Raw genomic sequence first — 15,476 nt, 5'->3', positions numbered from 1 at the left:
GGGCAGGACAAACGTCATCGGTTGCCCTGGTCGTCTGGAGCGAGTCGGCCGGATCACCTACGGCGGGAGAAGTGGGTCGCGTTCTCGGCGTGCCCCGTACTTCGCCGGCTGGAGGTCGATCGACGTTCTCCGGCTAAAGAAATACACGATCGGACAATGACTGTCGCGAGCAGATGCATTTTCCGGAAACGCCCGGTCCTGGCAGGGGAATTCAAATTCTTCGAATCGGCTTGCAGCAAGTGGCAAGCGCCGCGGACGCGGAGGAGTCGACTCCTAGCATCTGCCGCAGCGCAAACATCGATTACTGACAAAGGGGTAACGCCATGACTGACACCGTGGAGAAGGTGGCGACCTGCCCCGTCGCCCCTCACGGTTGGCCCAACCCGCTGCTGCCGGAATACGAGCAGCTGCCGGAAGGCCGACCGTTGACGCAGGTCGAAATGCCGTCGGGCAGCAAGGCGTGGCTCGTCGCGCAGCACGAGCAGATCCAGCAGCTGCTGGCCGACGACCGGTTCAGCGTGGAGCCGCACCCCACGTTCCCGATCCGGTTCCCGGCTCCGCAGGAACTGCTGGACATGATCGCCAGGGACGCCAAGAACCTCCTGGTGACCATGGACGCGCCCCGGCACACCCGCATCCGCGGCATGGCACTGCCGGACTTCACCATCCGGGCCGCCAAGAAGCTCGGGCCCAGGGTCCAGGAGCTCATCGACGTCTACCTGGACCGCATGCAGGAGCAGGGCAGCCCGGTCGACCTGGTCCAGGCGCTGGCGCTGCCGCTGCCGGCCCAGGTCATCTGCGAGCTGGCGGGCATCCCGGAGGCCGAGCGGGACATCTTCACCAAGAACGCCGCGATCATGGTGGGCACCCGGCACTCGTACACGATGGACGAGAAGCTGGCGGCCAACGACGAGTTGATGAAGTACTTCGCCACCCTCGTCACCGAGAAGCAGGACAACCCGACCGACGACATGCTCGGCAACTTCATCACCCGGGCAACCAAGTCCGAGGAGTTCGACCACCACGGTCTGACTCTGATGACGAAGATGCTGCTGCTCGCCGGCTACGAGTTCATCGTCAACCGCATCGCGCTCGGCACCCAGGCGCTCCTGGACCACCCCGAGCAGCTCGCCGCGCTGCGTGAGGACCCCGAGGGCCTCATGCCGAAGACGGTCGACGAGATCCTGCGGTACTTCAGCCTGGTGGACGAGATCATCGCCCGCGTCGCGCTCGCCGACGTCGAGATCGACGGTGTCACCATCAAGGAGGGCGAGGGCATCCTGCTCCTCAAGGGGCTGGCCGACCGCGACCCGCAGCAGTACAGCAGCCCGGACACCTTCGACATCCACCGGGACGCGCGGGACCACCTCGCCTTCGGCTACGGCATCCACCAGTGCCTGGGCCAGCACGTCGCCCGGCTGATGCTGGAGCTGTGCCTGAAGAGCCTGATCACCCGCTACCCGAACCTTCACATGGTCGAGAGCAGCGAGCCGATCGAGCTGATCGACGGTCTGCCGCCGATCCACAAGCTCACGGTCGGGTGGTGAACCGCATGAAGATCCACGCTGACCGCGACCGCTGCATCGGCGCCGGGCTGTGCGCGCTGAACGCACCCACCATCTTCGACCAGGACGACGACGGAATGGTCGTGCTGCTCGACAGCTCACCCACTCTGGACAACTCCTCCGACGCACGCCGTCTCGCCGAGGACATCTGCCCCTCGAAGGCGATCCGGATCACGGACGGCTGAGGCCGCCGTCCACCTCAGCCGTGGGTCTGACGTCCCTCCCGTGTGGGCGTCGGACCCACGGCCTTTGCGGCGGAGCCCCGGCTCCCCGCTGCCACCCCCACTTCCACATCCACCGCGGACCTGACTGGACAGCTGACAGATGACAAAGCTCAACGGATGGAAAGTGCTGAACGAGGGCCAGGGGGGCGAGGTCGTACTCGGCGTCGACTTCGCCACCACCGGCCGCTCCGACTCGAGCTTCTCCGACCTCGCCCCGAACCTCGGCCACGGACTGGCGCTGTGGGAGACCCGGCAGCCGGACGGCGCGAGTGCGGGTTCGGCCGAGGACTTCCTCGGGCTGTGGGCCGACGGGATCGCCGCGAGCGGACGCACGGTGCGCGCGGTGCTCGGCTACTGCGCGGGCAGCGTCCACGCCGGCGAGTTGGCCGCCCGGATCGCCGAACGCCAGGGCAGCGCACCGGTCTTCGTGATGTTCGACCCCGAGGTGCCGACGCACGCCAGCCTCTACCGGGACTTCGTCGCGATGATGAACCAGTTCGCCGCGGTGCTCTCCGCTGACGAGGTGGCGGCGGCGCACCGCGAGGGCGAGGAGGCGCAGGCGCGCTTCGCGGAGTTCGCCGCCTACGGTGACGAACTCGTGCGGATCTTCCAGGAGAAGGCCGGCGTCGCCTTCGCCCGCGAGGAACTGGACACCGAGATGCTCGACGAGTTCGTCGCCGTCTTCCGGTCCTTCGTCGCCTATCTGAACGCCGCCCGGCAGATCGACCCGGCCGCCGCCTGGTCCACCGCGACCGCCGTGAACTCCGAGCACCCGACCGAGGGCGCCGCACAGGCCGCCGTCACCGTCGACATCGCCGTCGCGCACAGCGACATCCTGCGCGACAAGCGGGTCGCCGACGCGGTGAACGACGCGATCAAGGCGCCCGTCGGCTCGTAGCCGGGGCAGTGCCGAAGCACCGCAGGGCCTGTACGCGACCGGGGGAGACCTCGGTCGTGGACAGGCCCTGCGGTGCGTGCCGCGCCCGGTCGTGCGTTCCGCCGTGCGCTGCCGTTCGGTGGTGCCTCGGGCGTCAGGTGCAGGCGTCCGTCAGGCGTCGGGCGTCAGGCGTCAGGCGTCAGGCGTCCTGTGTCAGGTGTCAGGCGTCGGGCGTCCTGCGTCAGGTGTCAGGCGTCGGGCGTCCTGCGTCGGGCGTCAGGTGTCGGGGACGGCCGTACGGTCGACCTGGGTGCGGGGCCGTGCGGAGCCGATGAGGCTGCCGACCGTCATCACACAGCGGTCGCCGTCCCAGGTCCGGCCCGAGACGAAGACGTTGTCGGCCATCAGCCGCTCGATCCACACCTCGTGCCGCAGCACCGCTCCGGGCCGCACCTCGCCGTGGAAGCGGCAGTCGCGGAACGCCGCCGCCACCAGTACGCCCTCCGAGGCGTCGGAACACAGCCACAGCAGCACCGAGGACTGCCCGAAGGACTCCAGCATCAACGCCCTGGGGAACATGTACCGCGACAGCGGCAGCCCGTCGTCGAGCCCCTGGTAACAGGGTTCCGAACCGGAGATCGCCTTGGCGACGACGATGCGCCGCCCGGGTTCCAGCGCCTCCACCCGGTCCACCAGCAGCATCGGGTGGCGCACCGGCAGGAGTTCCAGGATCCGGGCGTAGTCCGGGCCCTCGACCCCGTCGGCGAACCGGCCGGCCTCGCCGCCGTGCGCGCCGTGGGCACGGGGTGCGGGCCAGTCGCCGGCGGGCGCGGCGGTGCGGTCACCGAGTACGACCTTCACCGCGGCCACCGGGGTGCCGTCCTGCCGCACCCCGTCCGCCTTCAACTGCCACAGCCCGTCCGCCAGGGGCTCCGCCGCGACGTCGAGCCGCACCTCGTCGCCGCCCTGCATCGGGGCGAGCCAGCGCGCGGACCGCACCTCGACGAGGTTCAGCGGCTCCTCGACGCCGAGCAGCGCCGTCATCGCCTGCCGCAGCCCTTCGAGGACGAAGACGGCCGGCAGCAGCGTCAGACCGGGGAAGTGCCCGGCCATGTACGGGTCTTCGGGGTCGACCGTCTTGTACAGCACGAAACGCGGATGCGGCTCGCGGGCGAGCACCTCGAGGCGGTCGACCGCGCGCAGCGGGCTCGCGTAACCGCGCGGCCCGGTCGGCCGTGTCCCGACCGATCCGCCCGGGGCGAGCAGCGGCCCGGTCACACGAACCACACCTCGTCGTACTCGGGCCAGCGCAGCGACAGTTCGGCGGAGGGCAGGCAGGTCGTACCGTCGACCAGGCGGTCGGGATCGAAGCCGAGGGCGGTGACGTCGGAGCGGTCCACGTAGACCGCGAAGCCCTCCTCGACCAGGTCCCGCACCGAACCCCGGTAGTCGGGCAGCGTGTCCAGCACCATCGTGCCCAGCCGCACCTCGGGGCGGTACTCGTCCTCCTCGACGGCCATCGTCACCGCGGCCCCGCGCAGCGCCACGTCGATCTGCTCGAACTGCTCGTGCAGATCCAGCAGTCCGTACAGGGCGTGGAAGAACTGCGCCTCGACCGCGCCGCGGTAGCCGCGGTCGAGCACGCACAGCACACGGGGGCCGCGTGCTCCGCGGCCCTTGGTGGTGGTCATCAGGCTCCCCCGAGGTAAAGGGTCTGCTTCGCGGAGGTGACGGTCGTCGCCAGCCGCAGCGGCGACCTGTGCCGCACCTGCGGAATGTGGTGCGTGGAACCGCGCTCCTCGGTGCACGCCGTACAGCTGATCCAGCCGAAACGGCCCTCGCCGTCGGTGATCATCCGTTGGACGACGGCCGAGGGCGAGGGGTAGTACCCCTCGGGGTCGCGGGTGTTCGGCAGCTTGGTGTCGCCGAAGGTGTCCTGCGTCATCATCGTCGCGTAGCCGCAGGCCCACACCCGCACCGAGCCGCCCCGGTCGAGCACGGCCTGGGAGAGGCGCAGCGCGGAGGTGACGACATCGCTGGAGTGCGGTGCGGTGGTGAGGATCAACAGCAGGTCCCACATGCGGCGTTCCATCGTGCCCGCCATCAGTGCCACACTCCCCGGCAGTCGTCCTCGGACAGCGCCGCGGCGATCACGTCCATGCCGACGAGCGAGGCGTGCGGCGAGAGCGTGGTGGCGCCGAGTGCGCGCTGCGCCGCGGAGAAGTCGTCGACCAGGATCTCGGCGCCGAGCTCGGCCAGCCGCTCGATCTCGGCGACCTCGTTGCCCACCGCGCTGAAGACCCCGTCCTCGACGAGGAAGACCCGTACCCGGTGGCCCGCCTCCGCGAGCACCACGGCATCGCGGAGGAAGGCACCTGCGGTCGGGCCCGCCCAGTTCCCCTTGCTCTCGATGAGCAGGTAGGAACCGGGGCCGGCGGGAGAGTCCCGCTCGCTGCGGGCGTTCGCCGTCTGCGCTGTCACTGACCCTGCAGCTTCCGGTTCAGCAGCGCGACGATGTCGGGGAACTTGCGGACCGCCACCAGGTCGGTCTCGGGAATCTTGATGTCGTACCGGTTCTCCAGCGTGACCGCGAGCTCGAGCGCCACGACGGAGTCGACGCCGAGCTCCTCGATGAGCAGTACGTCATCGGTCAGCGCCGCAGTCTCGACATCGAGCGTGTCCGCAACGAGATTCCGAAGTTCCGCCTCGTCCAAAGTGGTTTCGACGCTCACCGGAATTCCCTTTCCTCGGGCCAATAATGTGATTCAGTGTGGTTCCCGCGGAGTATTTCCGGGGAATGAGATGTACCACAGTGATCGGGGCCCACAGTAGGACAGTGGGCGAAAAGCACAGAAGCGCTGATCCTGGTTGCTGCAGGTACTTGCAATCTCGTGGTCACCACCTCTTTCCGAATGCACGCTGAGTAGCGTCGGCAATTTTTGTGCAGCGCTGCCGCAGCGCTACCCGGAAGCGAGGTGCGTCGGTGACGGTCGTGGTCACTGGGATGGGGTCGGTGAGCTGCTTCGGCAGCGGAACCACCGCTCTGTGGGACGGACTTCTGCGCGCGGACCAGCTGCCGGTGCCCGCGCCGGACGACTGCGGTCTGTCCTTCCGCCCGAACTTCTACGCGGGCCCCGAGACCCGTTCCCCGGACGACCCGTCCGGCTCCGCGCCCCAGGACGCCACCCACGGCGTCTCCTCGCATGCCCCCGGAGGGCGCACCAGCGCGCTGATCGCCGCCGCCGTCGCCGAAGCGGTCGGCGAGGCCGGGCTCACCCACGAGCAACTCGCCGACGCCGGCCTGTCGGTGGGCACTTCGCTCGGCGACATCGATCTGGCGGAGCCGGCGGACAGCGCAACCGCGGCAGCCGCGTCCGCGGGCAGCGGGCCCCGGGGCAGCGACTCCGCGGCAGGGCAGGCCGGGGAGGACGAGCGCGGGCTCGCCACACACCACGTCGCCTCCGTCATCGCCGCCCGATTCGGCATCGGCGGCCCCAACCACACGCTGTCCACGGCCTGTTCGGCCGGTGCGTACGCGGTGAGCTGGGGCGCCGAACTGATCGAGACCGGGCAGGCGGACCTGGTCCTCGTCTGCGGCGGCGACGCCTTCTCCCGGGTCGCGGTCGGCACCCTGGAGCGCTTCGAACTCGTCGACAGCGAGCACTGCCGTCCCTTCGACACCGCGCGGGCGGGCATGGTCACCGGCGAGGGCGCGGTGGCGATGGTGCTCGAATCGGCCGAGTCCGCCCGCCGTCGCGGCGCTACCGCGCACGCCGAACTCGCCGCACACGCCTGGAGTTGCGACGCACACCACCCCATGGCCCCCGAACCCACCGGCGAACAGCTGCGTCGTTCGGTCGCCGATGTGCTCGCCGACGTTCCGGAGGCGCCCGGCGCCGTCGTACTGCACCGCGCGGGAGTGGCGGGCAACGACACGGTGGAGGCCGACGCCGTCGGCGAGGCGCTGTCGGTGCTGATCGCACCGGCAGAGGTCGTCGGTTCGGCGCCCAAGGCGGTCATGGGCCACACGGCGGGCGCCGCCGGAGTCTTCGGCTGCGCCATCGCCGCGCTGATCCTGCGCCACGGACTCGTCCCGCCCAACGCCCATGTCGAGAACGTCGATCCCGACTGCCCGCTCGCGGTCCCGGTCGGCAACCCGGTACCACTCGCCCGGCCGTCCGTTCTGGTGAGCGGCACCGGCTTCGGCGGCAACAACGCCGTACTGCTGTGGAGGGCTGCCGAGTGAGGGTGCTGATCACCGGAGTGGGGGCGGTGGCGCAGGAGCCGCGGCCCGCCGGCGACGGAGCGGACGACGCCTGGTTCGACCCGGTGCCCCATCTGGGCCGGCGCGGTTGGAAGTACTTCAGCCCGGCCACCCGCTATCTGCTCGCGGCGGGCAACGAGGCGATCGGCCGCCGTCACAGCGACGAGGCGCTCACCGGAGCCGCCTCCGAGTGCTTCGGAGTCGTCGCCGGCACCGAGTACGCGATCGCCGGGGTCCACCGGCGGATGTACGACACCCTGCGCACCGAGGGCGTACGCGGCATCAGCCCGGCCGAGGTGCCGGCGTTCTCGATGAACACCCCGGCGAGTCAGCTGGCCATCAGCGCAGGCGCCCGCGCCTTCTCGGTCACCGTGACCAACCCGGTGACCGCCGGGCTGGAGGCCGTGCACCTCGCCGCCACCGCGCTGCGCACCGGTCGCGCCGACCGGGTCGTCGCCGCGGCAACGGACCAGGCGCCGCCCGGAGTCGAGGGCCTGGGACACGACGCGGCAGCCGCGGTACTGCTCACGGCGGACTCGACGGACTCTGCGGACTCGACGGACTCTGCGGGCGGGCCGGTGGGCGGTTCGGCCGGCGGCTCGTGCGAGGGCGCGTTGGCGTTGGCCGAGATCACCGGCGGAGTCTCCCGTTTCGTCCCGGTCGACGCGGACGGCCGGTGGAACCCGGTCGCCCTCGCCCTCGGCGCCCGTCGAATCGCCGCGCTGGCCGCGGGAGTCGAGGGTTCGGAGTCGACGACCCGCCCCCGACTGGTCGTCAGCGCGCCTGCCTCCGCACACGAGTTCGCGGTCGCCGTCCGGGAGGCCGTCGGCGACGCGCTCGACACTCCGGGCAGCGACGTGCGCGACCGGCACACGGAGGTGCAGGAGGCGCGGCACTGCGCGGTCTCCGGCCTGCTGGAGCTGGTGACACTCGCCAAGTCGGGGGAATCCGCGCTGGTTGTCTCCGTCTCCGGATCGGGCCGGCTCACCGCGATAGCACTCGGCAATGCGTCCCGTCCGGAATTCCACTAAACAGTGAGCAACTTCTGATGTTCAACGACGACTTTGACCCACCCACTTCGGCCTGGATAGCATGATGCACATGACAGCCAACCCGGGGCAGCCGGTCGATCGTTTGACGAGAATTCGCAGAATTTCGGGCAATGCGGCGGCTATCGCGGTAGCTCCGTACCTGTTCATCAAAATTCTTTGGGCTTTCGGGTTGTTCGTTCCGACGGAGGAGATGGCCGGCGCCGACTGGCGCGCCATCAACGCCGCGACCGCGGTGCTCGCCGCCGTCGGGATCACCCTGGCGATGGCCTTCTCCCGCCCCTGGGGCAACAAGCTCCCCGCCTGGCTGGTCGCCCTGCCGGTGTGGGTGGGTACGGGCCTGCTGGTCCCGATGCTCCTGCTGGCGCCGGTCCTCGGCCCCGCCGCGATGAGCAAGGACAAGGAAGCGGGCGCCCCCGACTTCTGGATCTACGAGCAGATCCTGGTGATGATCTCGCTCGTCGGAGCCGGTATCGGCCTGCCCCTCGCGCTGCTCGGCTATGCCAGGGCGCGCTGGCCCGAGGCGCTCGGCGGACCGCTGGACTGCGGGGAGCCGCACGGGAGTTCACGCGCGCTCCAGGCGATCATCGCCAAGTTGCTGGCCGTCGGCTGCGTCCTGCTCGGCGTCGTCAAGATCTACTGGGCCGCCGGCGGCACGCTCGGCATCGACCCGGACCGGCTCGACGGCCGCGACGTCTGGTGGCATCTGCTGACCCTGAGCACCGGTGTGTGGGCGCTCGCCGGAGCGTGGGGACTCGTCGTGCTGACCACCTGCCGCGGCTCCCGCCGCTTCCTGCCGCCGATGGGCGCCGCCTGGATCTCCTCCGGGATGCTCTTCGCCTACAGCGTTTACAACCTGCTCACTCTCACCGACATGCAGCAGCCCGCCCCCGAGGAACCGATCGTCGCCGCCACCACCCGCGAACTCGGCGCCGTACTCGGTGTGTTGATGGGCATCGTCATCCTGATGGTGCTGCACGACCGCCGTCGCGCGATGAGTGTCGACGGCCCCGCCCCCGCCCCCGCTCCGGACGGCCCGGCGGCCGTCCGCGTCGACGCGGACCGGGCCGGAGCCGATCCGCACGGGACCGGGACGCCGACGGCCGGGGAGTTCGGCCCCGAGGCCGGGAGCACCCGCGGAAGCCGACCGCACGACAGCAGCGTCGGCTGACGCCCGCCGCTCACCCACCACACCGACACGGGCCGAGGGCCGCGCGTACCGGATGTGTACGCGCGGCCCTCGGCCCGTGTCGGTGTACGTGCCGCCGCCGGCCCGTGCCGTACGGCCGGCCTTACGGGCTGCACACGCTGAACGCGCCGAGCCGGCTCCACGGCTGCACGGGCCGAGCGACCGGAGGACTGATCCGGCCGCGGTGGGCCGGAGTTGTGCGTCGTCCGGCGGAACGAGGAAGAGCGCCCGGCCGGCCGCTCCTCACCGGGAGCCACCGTCCGGACGCTCGTGTCCGTTCTGCCTGACTGTGCTGCGTACCTGTGCTGCGTGGTCCGTGTGCCTCGGGAGCGCCGCTGCGGGCCGCTGTCGGTCCGGGCGGACCGTCAGCGTGCCGCGCAGGAGGTCGTGTCCGGGTTCGGCACCGTGCACAACTCCGGCAGGCGCGCCCAGAGTTCAGGCGTGTAGAAGTGCCCGCCGGGCAGCTCCTCGGCCTGGAAAGGCCCGTCGGTCAGCGCCGCCCAGTTCCGCTCCAGATCCGCGAAGTCGGCACTGTCCTCGACGCCGTAGAGCACCCGTGTCGGCACCGAGATCCGGGTGCCCTCGACGTACCGGTACGACTCCGACACCTGGAGGTCGGCGCGGAGCAGCTCCACCGCGAGCTTCACCAGCTCCGGCTCGTTGGCCACGACCGAGCTCATCTGCCCGAACTCGCGCATCCACCGCACCAGGGCCGCATCGCCCTGGCTGGTGTGCGGGACGTTGGTGCGCACCTCGTGGCGGTTCTGCGGTGCCACGCCGCCCGAGACGACAAGCGCCGAGGGCGGGGCGACGCCGAGCCGCTCCAGCTGCGCGACCGTCTCGAACGCCATCCACGAACCCATGCTGTGTCCGAAGAGGGTGTACGGGCGGCCGGAGATACCGCGCACCGCGCGCACCACGTCGTCGCGCAGCGCCACCCAGTCGGTCGCGAACGGCACACCGAAGCGCGCCTCCCGGCCCGGGTAGCAGATCAGCGCCAACTCCACGTCCGGCGGCAGGACTTCCGCCCACCGCCGGAAGGGAGCGGTGCCGCCTCCGCAGTAGCTGAGGCAGACCAGCACCCGGTCGGCGTTCGGTCGGGGAAGCGGCCGTTGCACCGCCGCGGTGGAATCCGTCTGCATGATCGTCCTTCCGACGTACGTCCCTGCTGAACCTGTGTGGTCCTACTGGGAGTTCTCCATCTGCCGCACGAGGCTCAGCGGGCGCATGTCGGTCCAGTTCTCGTCGACGTAGTCCAGGCAGGCCTGCTTGCTGTCCTCGCCGTGGGCGACGGTCCAGCCGGCGGGCACCTCGGCGAAGACGGGCCACAGCGAGTGCTGGCCCTCCTCGTTGACGAGTACGTAGTACTGGGCGTCGTTGTCCTCGAACGGGTTGGTGCTCATCTCTTGTCTCCAGGTGTGTGGCGTCCGTCTGCGGTGACCCGGCCGCACGCGGCGGACGGGAGTCGAGGGCGACCGGGGCGGGGCGTGCGCGTACGCGGCCCCGGTCGGCGGTCTGGCCGGCGGCCTAGGCGGTGTCCTGCCGCACTATCGGCAGATCGGCTTCCCCCTTGGCCTCCGCGTCCTGTTCGGAACGCGTGCCGTGGGGGTCGCGAATGTTGTCGATCAGCATCAGTACGGCGCGCACCGACGGCAGAATCATTTGGCCGTCGCCGGTCAACCGCGCACCACTGGGATGTCTGGCGAAAAGCTTGTAGCCGAGCGAGCGTTCGAGGCATTTGATCTGATAGGTGATCGCCGGCTGGGAGTAGCCCAGTTGCCGCGCCGCGACATCCATTCGCCCGGCTTCCGCAATCGAAACAAATGCTCGGAACTCGCGCTCGTGCATCCTGCCCCCCGCGTATGGCCCGTACCAAGGCGAAAACTCGATCACAAACCGCCGATATCACGAACCCTACAGACGCCGAACCTCTGTTCTCCCCACTGCTTTCAGGAAGCTGCACGCCACAGCCGCGGCCCGGTGGACACCGCAGCCGCGGCCGAAAGTGCGCCTCGCGCGGCCAGGAGGTCGGGGAGCCTCAGGCGCTGTGCCAGACCGTCGTGGGATTGCAGAACTCGCGGATGCCGTGCCCGGCGAGCTCGCGCCCGTACCCCGAGCGCTTGGCCCCGCCGAAGGGCAGCCCGGGGTGGGAGGCGGTCATCCCGTTGATGAAGACCCCGCCGGCCTCCAGATCGCGCTCGAAGCGCTCGACCTCCACCTCGTCGCGCGTCCAGGCGTTGGAACTCAGCCCGAAGGGCGTGGAGTTGGCGAGATCGATGGCCTCCTCCAGATCGCCGACCCGGTAGAGCGTGGCCACCGGGCCGAAGGTCTCCTCCTGGTCGATCCGCATCCGGCCGGTGATGGAGGCGAGCACCGTCGGCTCGTAGTACCAGCCCCGCTCGAAGCCCTCCGGCCGCTTGCCGCCGCACAGCGTGCGCGCGCCCAGCCGCACCGCGTCCTCGACCAACTCCTCCAGATCCGCCCGCCCCTGCTCGCTGACCAGCGGACCAACCTGGGTCCCTTCCTGCTGCGGGTCGCCCACCACCAGCGCCGCCATACCGGCGGTGAAGCGCTCGGCGAACTCGTCGTACACCTCGTCGTGCACCAGGAAGCGCTTGGCGGCGATGCAGGACTGCCCGTTGTTCTGGGTGCGCGCCGTGACGGCGACCTCCGCCGCGCGGACGACATCGGCGGACGGCATCACGATGTACGGGTCGCTGCCGCCGAGTTCGAGGACCGTCTTCTTGATCTCGTCACCCGCGATCGAGGCGACCGAACGGCCCGCCGGCTCGCTTCCGGTGAGCGTCGCGGCGGCCACCCGCCGGTCCCGCAGCACGGACTCCACCGCACCCGAACCGATCAGCAGCGTCTGGAAACAGCCCCGCGGATAGCCCGCGCGACGGAAGAGGTCGTCGAGGTAGAGCGCGGTCTGCGGCACATTGGAGGCGTGCTTGAGCAGGCCCACGTTGCCGGCCATCAGGGCGGGGGCCGCGAAGCGCACCACCTGCCACAGCGGGAAGTTCCACGGCATCACCGCGAGGATCGGACCGATCGGCCGGTACCGCACGATCGCCCGTGCCGCACCCGAGTCCTTGACGTCCGCCGCCGCGGGGTGCTCGTCGGCCAGCGCCTCCGCGGCGTGGTCGGCGTACCAGCGCATCGCCTTGACGCACTTCTTCGCCTCCGCGCGGGCCGCGTTGATCGGCTTGCCCATCTCGGTGGTCATCGTGCGGGCAACGTCCTCGACCTCGGACTCCAGCAGATCGGCGGCGCTGTGCAGCAGTCGGCTGCGAGTGGTGAACTCGGTCAGCCGGTGGCTGCGGTAGGCGTCCGCGGCAGTGGCCAGGCACTCCTCGATCCGGTCGGTGTCGAAGGCGTCGAACGTGCGCACTGTCTCGCCCGTGGACGGGTTCACGGTGGCGATGGGCATGGTGGTGCTCCTCCCTCGGCCCCCGTTTGCGTACGCCGTGGCTCCCCCTCACCCCTGACCGTCCCGCGCCGCGGCCGTATGCGCAACACGGCAGCACCCCGTGCCGCGGACGCCGCTGCGCCGACGGCGCCCCGACGGCGTCGGGGCTGCCAACCGGCCGCAGCCGCCCGCCGGTTGGGGCGGTCGCGCGGGGCCGGCCCGCCGTACGACGCAGTCCGGGGCTCGCGTGGGTGCCTGCCTGCGTGTTGCGGTGTCCGAGGCCCGCGTGCCTGCGCGTGTGCCGAGGCCTGCGTCGTCCGCATCGCCCGTCGTGTGCCCGTCTGCACGTGGCTGCCGGCGTGCGTACGACGCGACGGCTCAGTCGCGGCCCTGCCGCCTGGCGGTCGCCCTCGCCGTCTTGCCCCGCCCCTTGGCGGCCATCGAGTGCATGTCGCGGGCCTGGTGCTCCGCCCGCTGCTCGACGGCGAGGTTCTTCTGCCGCTGCTGCTCCGCGAACCGGCTGTGCTCCTGGTGGCGTCTGGACATGTTGCCTCCCGCGACCTCCGGCGCGCGACCTTTCCGCGCACCCCTCCACTGTCGCGCGGCTGCCCCCGACCGGCTACCCGGCACCCGTACTCACCCGCCCGCTCCGGCCCGAGCGGGCCGGTAAGGTCTGCTGTCATGCCTCGTCCTTCATCCCGCGAACTCGTTCTGGACGCCTACGAGGAGCAGCTGCGGGCAGCGGGGCCCGCAGCCGTCACTCTGGAGGCGGTCGCGCGGCAGGCCGGGGTGTCCAAGGGCGGCCTCCTCTACCACTTCCCCTCGAAGGACGCCCTGCGCGACGCCCTGCTGGACCGGCTGGAGGAGCGCAACGAACACGACATCCGGCAGGCACGCGCCTCCGAAAACGACGTCGTCGGCTACTACTTGCGGACCTCCTTCACCGACGTGACGGAGGAAGGACCGCCGCACCGCACCCTGATGGCGGTGATCCAGCTCGCCGTCCACGAGCCCTCGGCACGGGCCACCCTCGCGCGGACCACCCAGGCGTGGCGGACGCTCCTCGCCGAGGAGACCGGCGACGAGCCGACCGCCCGCCTGCTCACCGTCCTCGGCGACGGCCTCTACCTGCACGCGGTGCTGGACGTCGACGAGTCGCCGCTGCTGGGCGCGCTGCCCGAACTGCTCAACAGGCTCCGTCCGCCCGCCGGTTGACCACCGGCCCCGCCCCGACCTCGTCCCCGTCCCCGGCGCCGCCCACGTCTCCGGCGTCCCCGTCCCCGGCGCCGCCCACGTCTCCGGCGTACCCCGCGCCTGCCGCGTCGCCGGCGTCCGCCGCGGGAGCGTCCGCGGGTGCGCCCTCGGGGTCGTCGTCCGGGCGCATGCCCCGCAGCAGTACGGCCGCCTGCACCGCTGCGCAGAGCGCCAGCAATAGCGCGATCACCGCCGCGACGTGCATCCCACTGACGAACGCCTCCCGCGCCGCCGACAGCACCTCCTGCGCCGGCTGAGGCGGCAGCCGCTCGGCCACCGCGAGCGCGCCGCCCAGGGTCTCGCCGGCCGCCGAGGCAGCCTGCTCCGGCAGCCCGGCGGGCAGCGCCGCGGACAGCTCCTCCCGGTACACCGAGGAGGCCACGCTGCCCAGCACGGCGACGCCCAGCGCGCCGCCGAGTTCGTACGCGGTCTCGGAGATCGCCGACGCCGCTCCGGCCTGCTCGGGCGGCGCGGCGGCGATGATCGCGTCGTTGGTGAGGGTCTCGGCGAGGCCCACGCCCGCGCCGACCAGTCCGGCGCTCAGCACCACCAGCCACAGTGCGCTCCCGGTGGTGAATCCGAGCACCACGCCGTAGCCCAGCGCCGCCAGCAGCAGGCCGCTGCCTATGAGGTGCGACAGCGGCGCCCGGCCGGCGAGTCGTGCAGCCGCGAGCGCTCCCGCGACGGCCGCGACGGCTGCGGGCAGCAGCCACAGCCCCGCCTCGACGGGCCGGATTCCGTGCACCATCTGGAGGTACTGGGGGAAGAAGAACATCAGCCCGACCAGGGCGAAGACGGCCAGCAGATTGGTGGCGACCGAGACGCTGAACCGGCGGTGCGCGAAGAGGCCGACGTCGATCATCGGCGCCGCCGACCTGCGCTGGCGCCGTACGAACAGCGCACCCACGCCAAGGCCGGCGAGCAGCCAGAGCCCGGCGGCGCCCGTCGCTCCCGTCTCGCCGATCTTCTTCACGCCGTAGACGAACGAGAGCATCCCGGCCAGAGCGAGCACCGCGCTGAGCGGGTCGAAGCGGCCCGGGGCCGGGTCGCGCGACTCCGGCAGCAGCACCGGGCCGAGCACCAGCAGCAACAGCATGATCGGCACGTTGATCAGGAAGATGGAGCCCCACCAGAAGTGCTCCAGCAGCACCCCGCCCAGGACCGGCCCGAGGCCTGCGCCGGCGGCGAACGCTGCGGCCCAGACGGCGATGGCGGTACGGCGCTCGCCCCGGTCGGCGAAGACGTTGCGGATCAGCGAGAGCGTCGAGGGCATCAGCGTTGCGCCGCCCACGCCGAGCAGCGCCCGCGCCGCGATGAGCATCTCGGCGCTGGTCGCGTACGCCGCCAGTACCGAGGCGCCGCCGAAGGCGAAGGCGCCGAGCAGCAGCAGCTTCCTCCGCCCGATCCGGTCACCGAGGGTGCCCATCAGCACCAACAGGCCGGCTAGCAGGAAGGAGTAGACGTCCACCATCCACAGCAACTGGCTGCCGGTGGGCTCCAGTTCGGTGCTCAGGGTGGGCACCGCGAAGCCCAGGATCGTCATGTCGATGCTGATCAGCAGCACCGGCAGCACCAGGGCGACCAGCGCCCCCCAGCGGCGGCGGGGGGACAGCGGCGCCGGGACCGCTGTTTCGACAGGCATGAG

18 protein-coding genes are annotated in these 15,476 nt (G+C 71.1%); 7 read left to right on the top strand and 11 right to left on the bottom strand.

What is annotated here, in order from left to right; all coding sequences use genetic code 11:
- The first annotated feature begins 323 nt into the window (after nucleotides 1-323).
- The 3 genes from JGS22_RS06515 (at nucleotide 324) to JGS22_RS06505 (ending at nucleotide 2,687) form a co-directional block, all read left to right on the top strand.
- Nucleotides 324-1,547 carry a cytochrome P450 gene (locus JGS22_RS06515; RefSeq protein ID WP_211040672.1) on the top strand — a complete coding sequence of 408 codons (1,224 nt, stop codon included), beginning with the start codon at nucleotides 324-326 and terminating at the stop codon, nucleotides 1,545-1,547.
- A gap of 5 nt (nucleotides 1,548-1,552) precedes the next feature.
- Nucleotides 1,553-1,750, top strand: a complete 198-nt coding sequence (locus JGS22_RS06510; RefSeq protein ID WP_211040673.1) for a ferredoxin — start codon at nucleotides 1,553-1,555, stop codon at nucleotides 1,748-1,750.
- A 139-nt stretch (nucleotides 1,751-1,889) separates the two neighbouring features.
- Nucleotides 1,890-2,687 carry a hypothetical protein gene (locus JGS22_RS06505; RefSeq protein WP_211040674.1) on the top strand — a complete coding sequence of 266 codons (798 nt, stop codon included), beginning with the start codon at nucleotides 1,890-1,892 and terminating at the stop codon, nucleotides 2,685-2,687.
- Between the two features lie 255 nt (nucleotides 2,688-2,942).
- Here JGS22_RS06505 and JGS22_RS06500 read toward each other — a convergent pair whose 3' ends face one another.
- From JGS22_RS06500 to JGS22_RS06480, 5 genes are read right to left on the bottom strand one after another with little or no spacing between them, the layout of a single operon-like run.
- The gene (locus tag JGS22_RS06500; protein WP_211040675.1) at nucleotides 2,943-3,944 is read right to left on the bottom strand and encodes an ApeI family dehydratase; all 1,002 of its coding nucleotides are present in this window, start codon (nucleotides 3,942-3,944) and stop codon (nucleotides 2,943-2,945) included.
- Nucleotides 3,941-4,357, bottom strand: coding sequence for a hypothetical protein (locus JGS22_RS06495; RefSeq protein ID WP_211040676.1), 417 nt, complete (start codon nucleotides 4,355-4,357; stop codon nucleotides 3,941-3,943). Before JGS22_RS06495 ends, JGS22_RS06500 begins: the two co-directional genes overlap by 4 nt.
- Nucleotides 4,357-4,770 carry a hypothetical protein gene (locus JGS22_RS06490; protein WP_211040677.1) on the bottom strand — a complete coding sequence of 138 codons (414 nt, stop codon included), beginning with the start codon at nucleotides 4,768-4,770 and terminating at the stop codon, nucleotides 4,357-4,359. The genes JGS22_RS06495 and JGS22_RS06490 overlap by 1 nt, the downstream gene beginning before the upstream one ends.
- A complete protein-coding gene (locus tag JGS22_RS06485; RefSeq protein WP_211040678.1) occupies nucleotides 4,770-5,147 on the bottom strand; it encodes a DsrE family protein in 378 nt (125 codons plus the stop codon). Before JGS22_RS06485 ends, JGS22_RS06490 begins: the two co-directional genes overlap by 1 nt.
- Nucleotides 5,144-5,398, bottom strand: coding sequence for an acyl carrier protein (locus JGS22_RS06480; RefSeq protein WP_211040679.1), 255 nt, complete (start codon nucleotides 5,396-5,398; stop codon nucleotides 5,144-5,146). The genes JGS22_RS06485 and JGS22_RS06480 overlap by 4 nt, the downstream gene beginning before the upstream one ends.
- Nucleotides 5,399-5,649: 251 nt before the next feature.
- Between JGS22_RS06480 and JGS22_RS27000 the strand changes: the two genes are divergently transcribed.
- From JGS22_RS27000 to JGS22_RS06465, 3 genes are all read left to right on the top strand, one after another.
- A complete protein-coding gene (locus JGS22_RS27000; protein ID WP_211040680.1) occupies nucleotides 5,650-6,912 on the top strand; it encodes a beta-ketoacyl synthase N-terminal-like domain-containing protein in 1,263 nt (420 codons plus the stop codon).
- Nucleotides 6,909-7,961, top strand: a complete 1,053-nt coding sequence (locus JGS22_RS06470; RefSeq protein ID WP_211040681.1) for a beta-ketoacyl synthase N-terminal-like domain-containing protein — start codon at nucleotides 6,909-6,911, stop codon at nucleotides 7,959-7,961. The genes JGS22_RS27000 and JGS22_RS06470 overlap by 4 nt, the downstream gene beginning before the upstream one ends.
- Before the next feature lie 190 nt (nucleotides 7,962-8,151).
- A complete protein-coding gene (locus JGS22_RS06465; protein ID WP_211040682.1) occupies nucleotides 8,152-9,150 on the top strand; it encodes a hypothetical protein in 999 nt (332 codons plus the stop codon).
- A 383-nt stretch (nucleotides 9,151-9,533) separates the two neighbouring features.
- Here JGS22_RS06465 and JGS22_RS06460 read toward each other — a convergent pair whose 3' ends face one another.
- From JGS22_RS06460 to JGS22_RS06440, 5 genes are all read right to left on the bottom strand, one after another.
- A complete protein-coding gene (locus JGS22_RS06460) occupies nucleotides 9,534-10,310 on the bottom strand; it encodes a thioesterase II family protein (protein ID WP_211040683.1) in 777 nt (258 codons plus the stop codon).
- Between the two features lie 42 nt (nucleotides 10,311-10,352).
- A complete protein-coding gene (locus tag JGS22_RS06455; RefSeq protein WP_211040684.1) occupies nucleotides 10,353-10,571 on the bottom strand; it encodes an MbtH family protein in 219 nt (72 codons plus the stop codon).
- 124 nt (nucleotides 10,572-10,695) lie between these two features.
- A complete protein-coding gene (locus tag JGS22_RS06450) occupies nucleotides 10,696-11,016 on the bottom strand; it encodes a LysR family transcriptional regulator (protein WP_211040685.1) in 321 nt (106 codons plus the stop codon).
- A 190-nt stretch (nucleotides 11,017-11,206) separates the two neighbouring features.
- The gene (locus tag JGS22_RS06445) at nucleotides 11,207-12,598 is read right to left on the bottom strand and encodes an NADP-dependent succinic semialdehyde dehydrogenase (protein WP_211040686.1); all 1,392 of its coding nucleotides are present in this window, start codon (nucleotides 12,596-12,598) and stop codon (nucleotides 11,207-11,209) included.
- A 357-nt stretch (nucleotides 12,599-12,955) separates the two neighbouring features.
- On the bottom strand, nucleotides 12,956-13,123 hold the full coding sequence (locus JGS22_RS06440) for a hypothetical protein (RefSeq protein ID WP_211040687.1): 168 nt from the start codon (nucleotides 13,121-13,123) through the stop codon (nucleotides 12,956-12,958).
- Nucleotides 13,124-13,258: 135 nt separating this feature from the next.
- Here JGS22_RS06440 and JGS22_RS06435 point away from each other — a divergent pair, with 135 nt between their 5' ends.
- Nucleotides 13,259-13,792, top strand: coding sequence for a TetR/AcrR family transcriptional regulator (locus JGS22_RS06435; RefSeq protein ID WP_211040688.1), 534 nt, complete (start codon nucleotides 13,259-13,261; stop codon nucleotides 13,790-13,792).
- Here JGS22_RS06435 and JGS22_RS06430 read toward each other — a convergent pair.
- Entirely contained in the window at nucleotides 13,764-15,473 is a 1,710-nt protein-coding gene (locus tag JGS22_RS06430; RefSeq protein ID WP_216814866.1) for an MFS transporter, read from the bottom strand. The genes JGS22_RS06435 and JGS22_RS06430 overlap by 29 nt on opposite strands.
- Nucleotides 15,474-15,476: the final 3 nt, after the last annotated feature.

Origin of the sequence: Streptomyces tardus, assembly GCF_018101125.2 — a bacterium.
In the GTDB taxonomy this organism is placed as follows: domain Bacteria; phylum Actinomycetota; class Actinomycetes; order Streptomycetales; family Streptomycetaceae; genus Streptomyces; species Streptomyces tardus.
Note: the sequence above shows the minus strand (reverse complement) of the source record. Positions and strands in the feature narration are given on the sequence as shown.

Excerpts from the sequence above, each read along its gene's own strand:
- JGS22_RS06450 (WP_211040685.1), bottom strand. The coding sequence starts at position 11,016 with ATGCACGAGCGCGAGTTCCGAGCATTTGTTTCGATTGCGGAAGCCGGG.
- JGS22_RS06515 (WP_211040672.1), top strand. The coding sequence starts at position 324 with ATGACTGACACCGTGGAGAAGGTGGCGACCTGCCCCGTCGCCCCTCAC.
- JGS22_RS06495 (WP_211040676.1), bottom strand. The coding sequence starts at position 4,357 with ATGACCACCACCAAGGGCCGCGGAGCACGCGGCCCCCGTGTGCTGTGC.
- JGS22_RS06490 (WP_211040677.1), bottom strand. The coding sequence starts at position 4,770 with ATGGCGGGCACGATGGAACGCCGCATGTGGGACCTGCTGTTGATCCTC.
- JGS22_RS06460 (WP_211040683.1), bottom strand. The coding sequence starts at position 10,310 with ATGCAGACGGATTCCACCGCGGCGGTGCAACGGCCGCTTCCCCGACCG.
- JGS22_RS06440 (WP_211040687.1), bottom strand. The coding sequence starts at position 13,123 with ATGTCCAGACGCCACCAGGAGCACAGCCGGTTCGCGGAGCAGCAGCGG.
- JGS22_RS06455 (WP_211040684.1), bottom strand. The coding sequence starts at position 10,571 with ATGAGCACCAACCCGTTCGAGGACAACGACGCCCAGTACTACGTACTC.
- JGS22_RS06510 (WP_211040673.1), top strand. The coding sequence starts at position 1,553 with ATGAAGATCCACGCTGACCGCGACCGCTGCATCGGCGCCGGGCTGTGC.
- JGS22_RS06435 (WP_211040688.1), top strand. The coding sequence starts at position 13,259 with ATGCCTCGTCCTTCATCCCGCGAACTCGTTCTGGACGCCTACGAGGAG.
- JGS22_RS06505 (WP_211040674.1), top strand. The coding sequence starts at position 1,890 with ATGACAAAGCTCAACGGATGGAAAGTGCTGAACGAGGGCCAGGGGGGC.
- JGS22_RS06445 (WP_211040686.1), bottom strand. The coding sequence starts at position 12,598 with ATGCCCATCGCCACCGTGAACCCGTCCACGGGCGAGACAGTGCGCACG.
- JGS22_RS06430 (WP_216814866.1), bottom strand. The coding sequence starts at position 15,473 with ATGCCTGTCGAAACAGCGGTCCCGGCGCCGCTGTCCCCCCGCCGCCGC.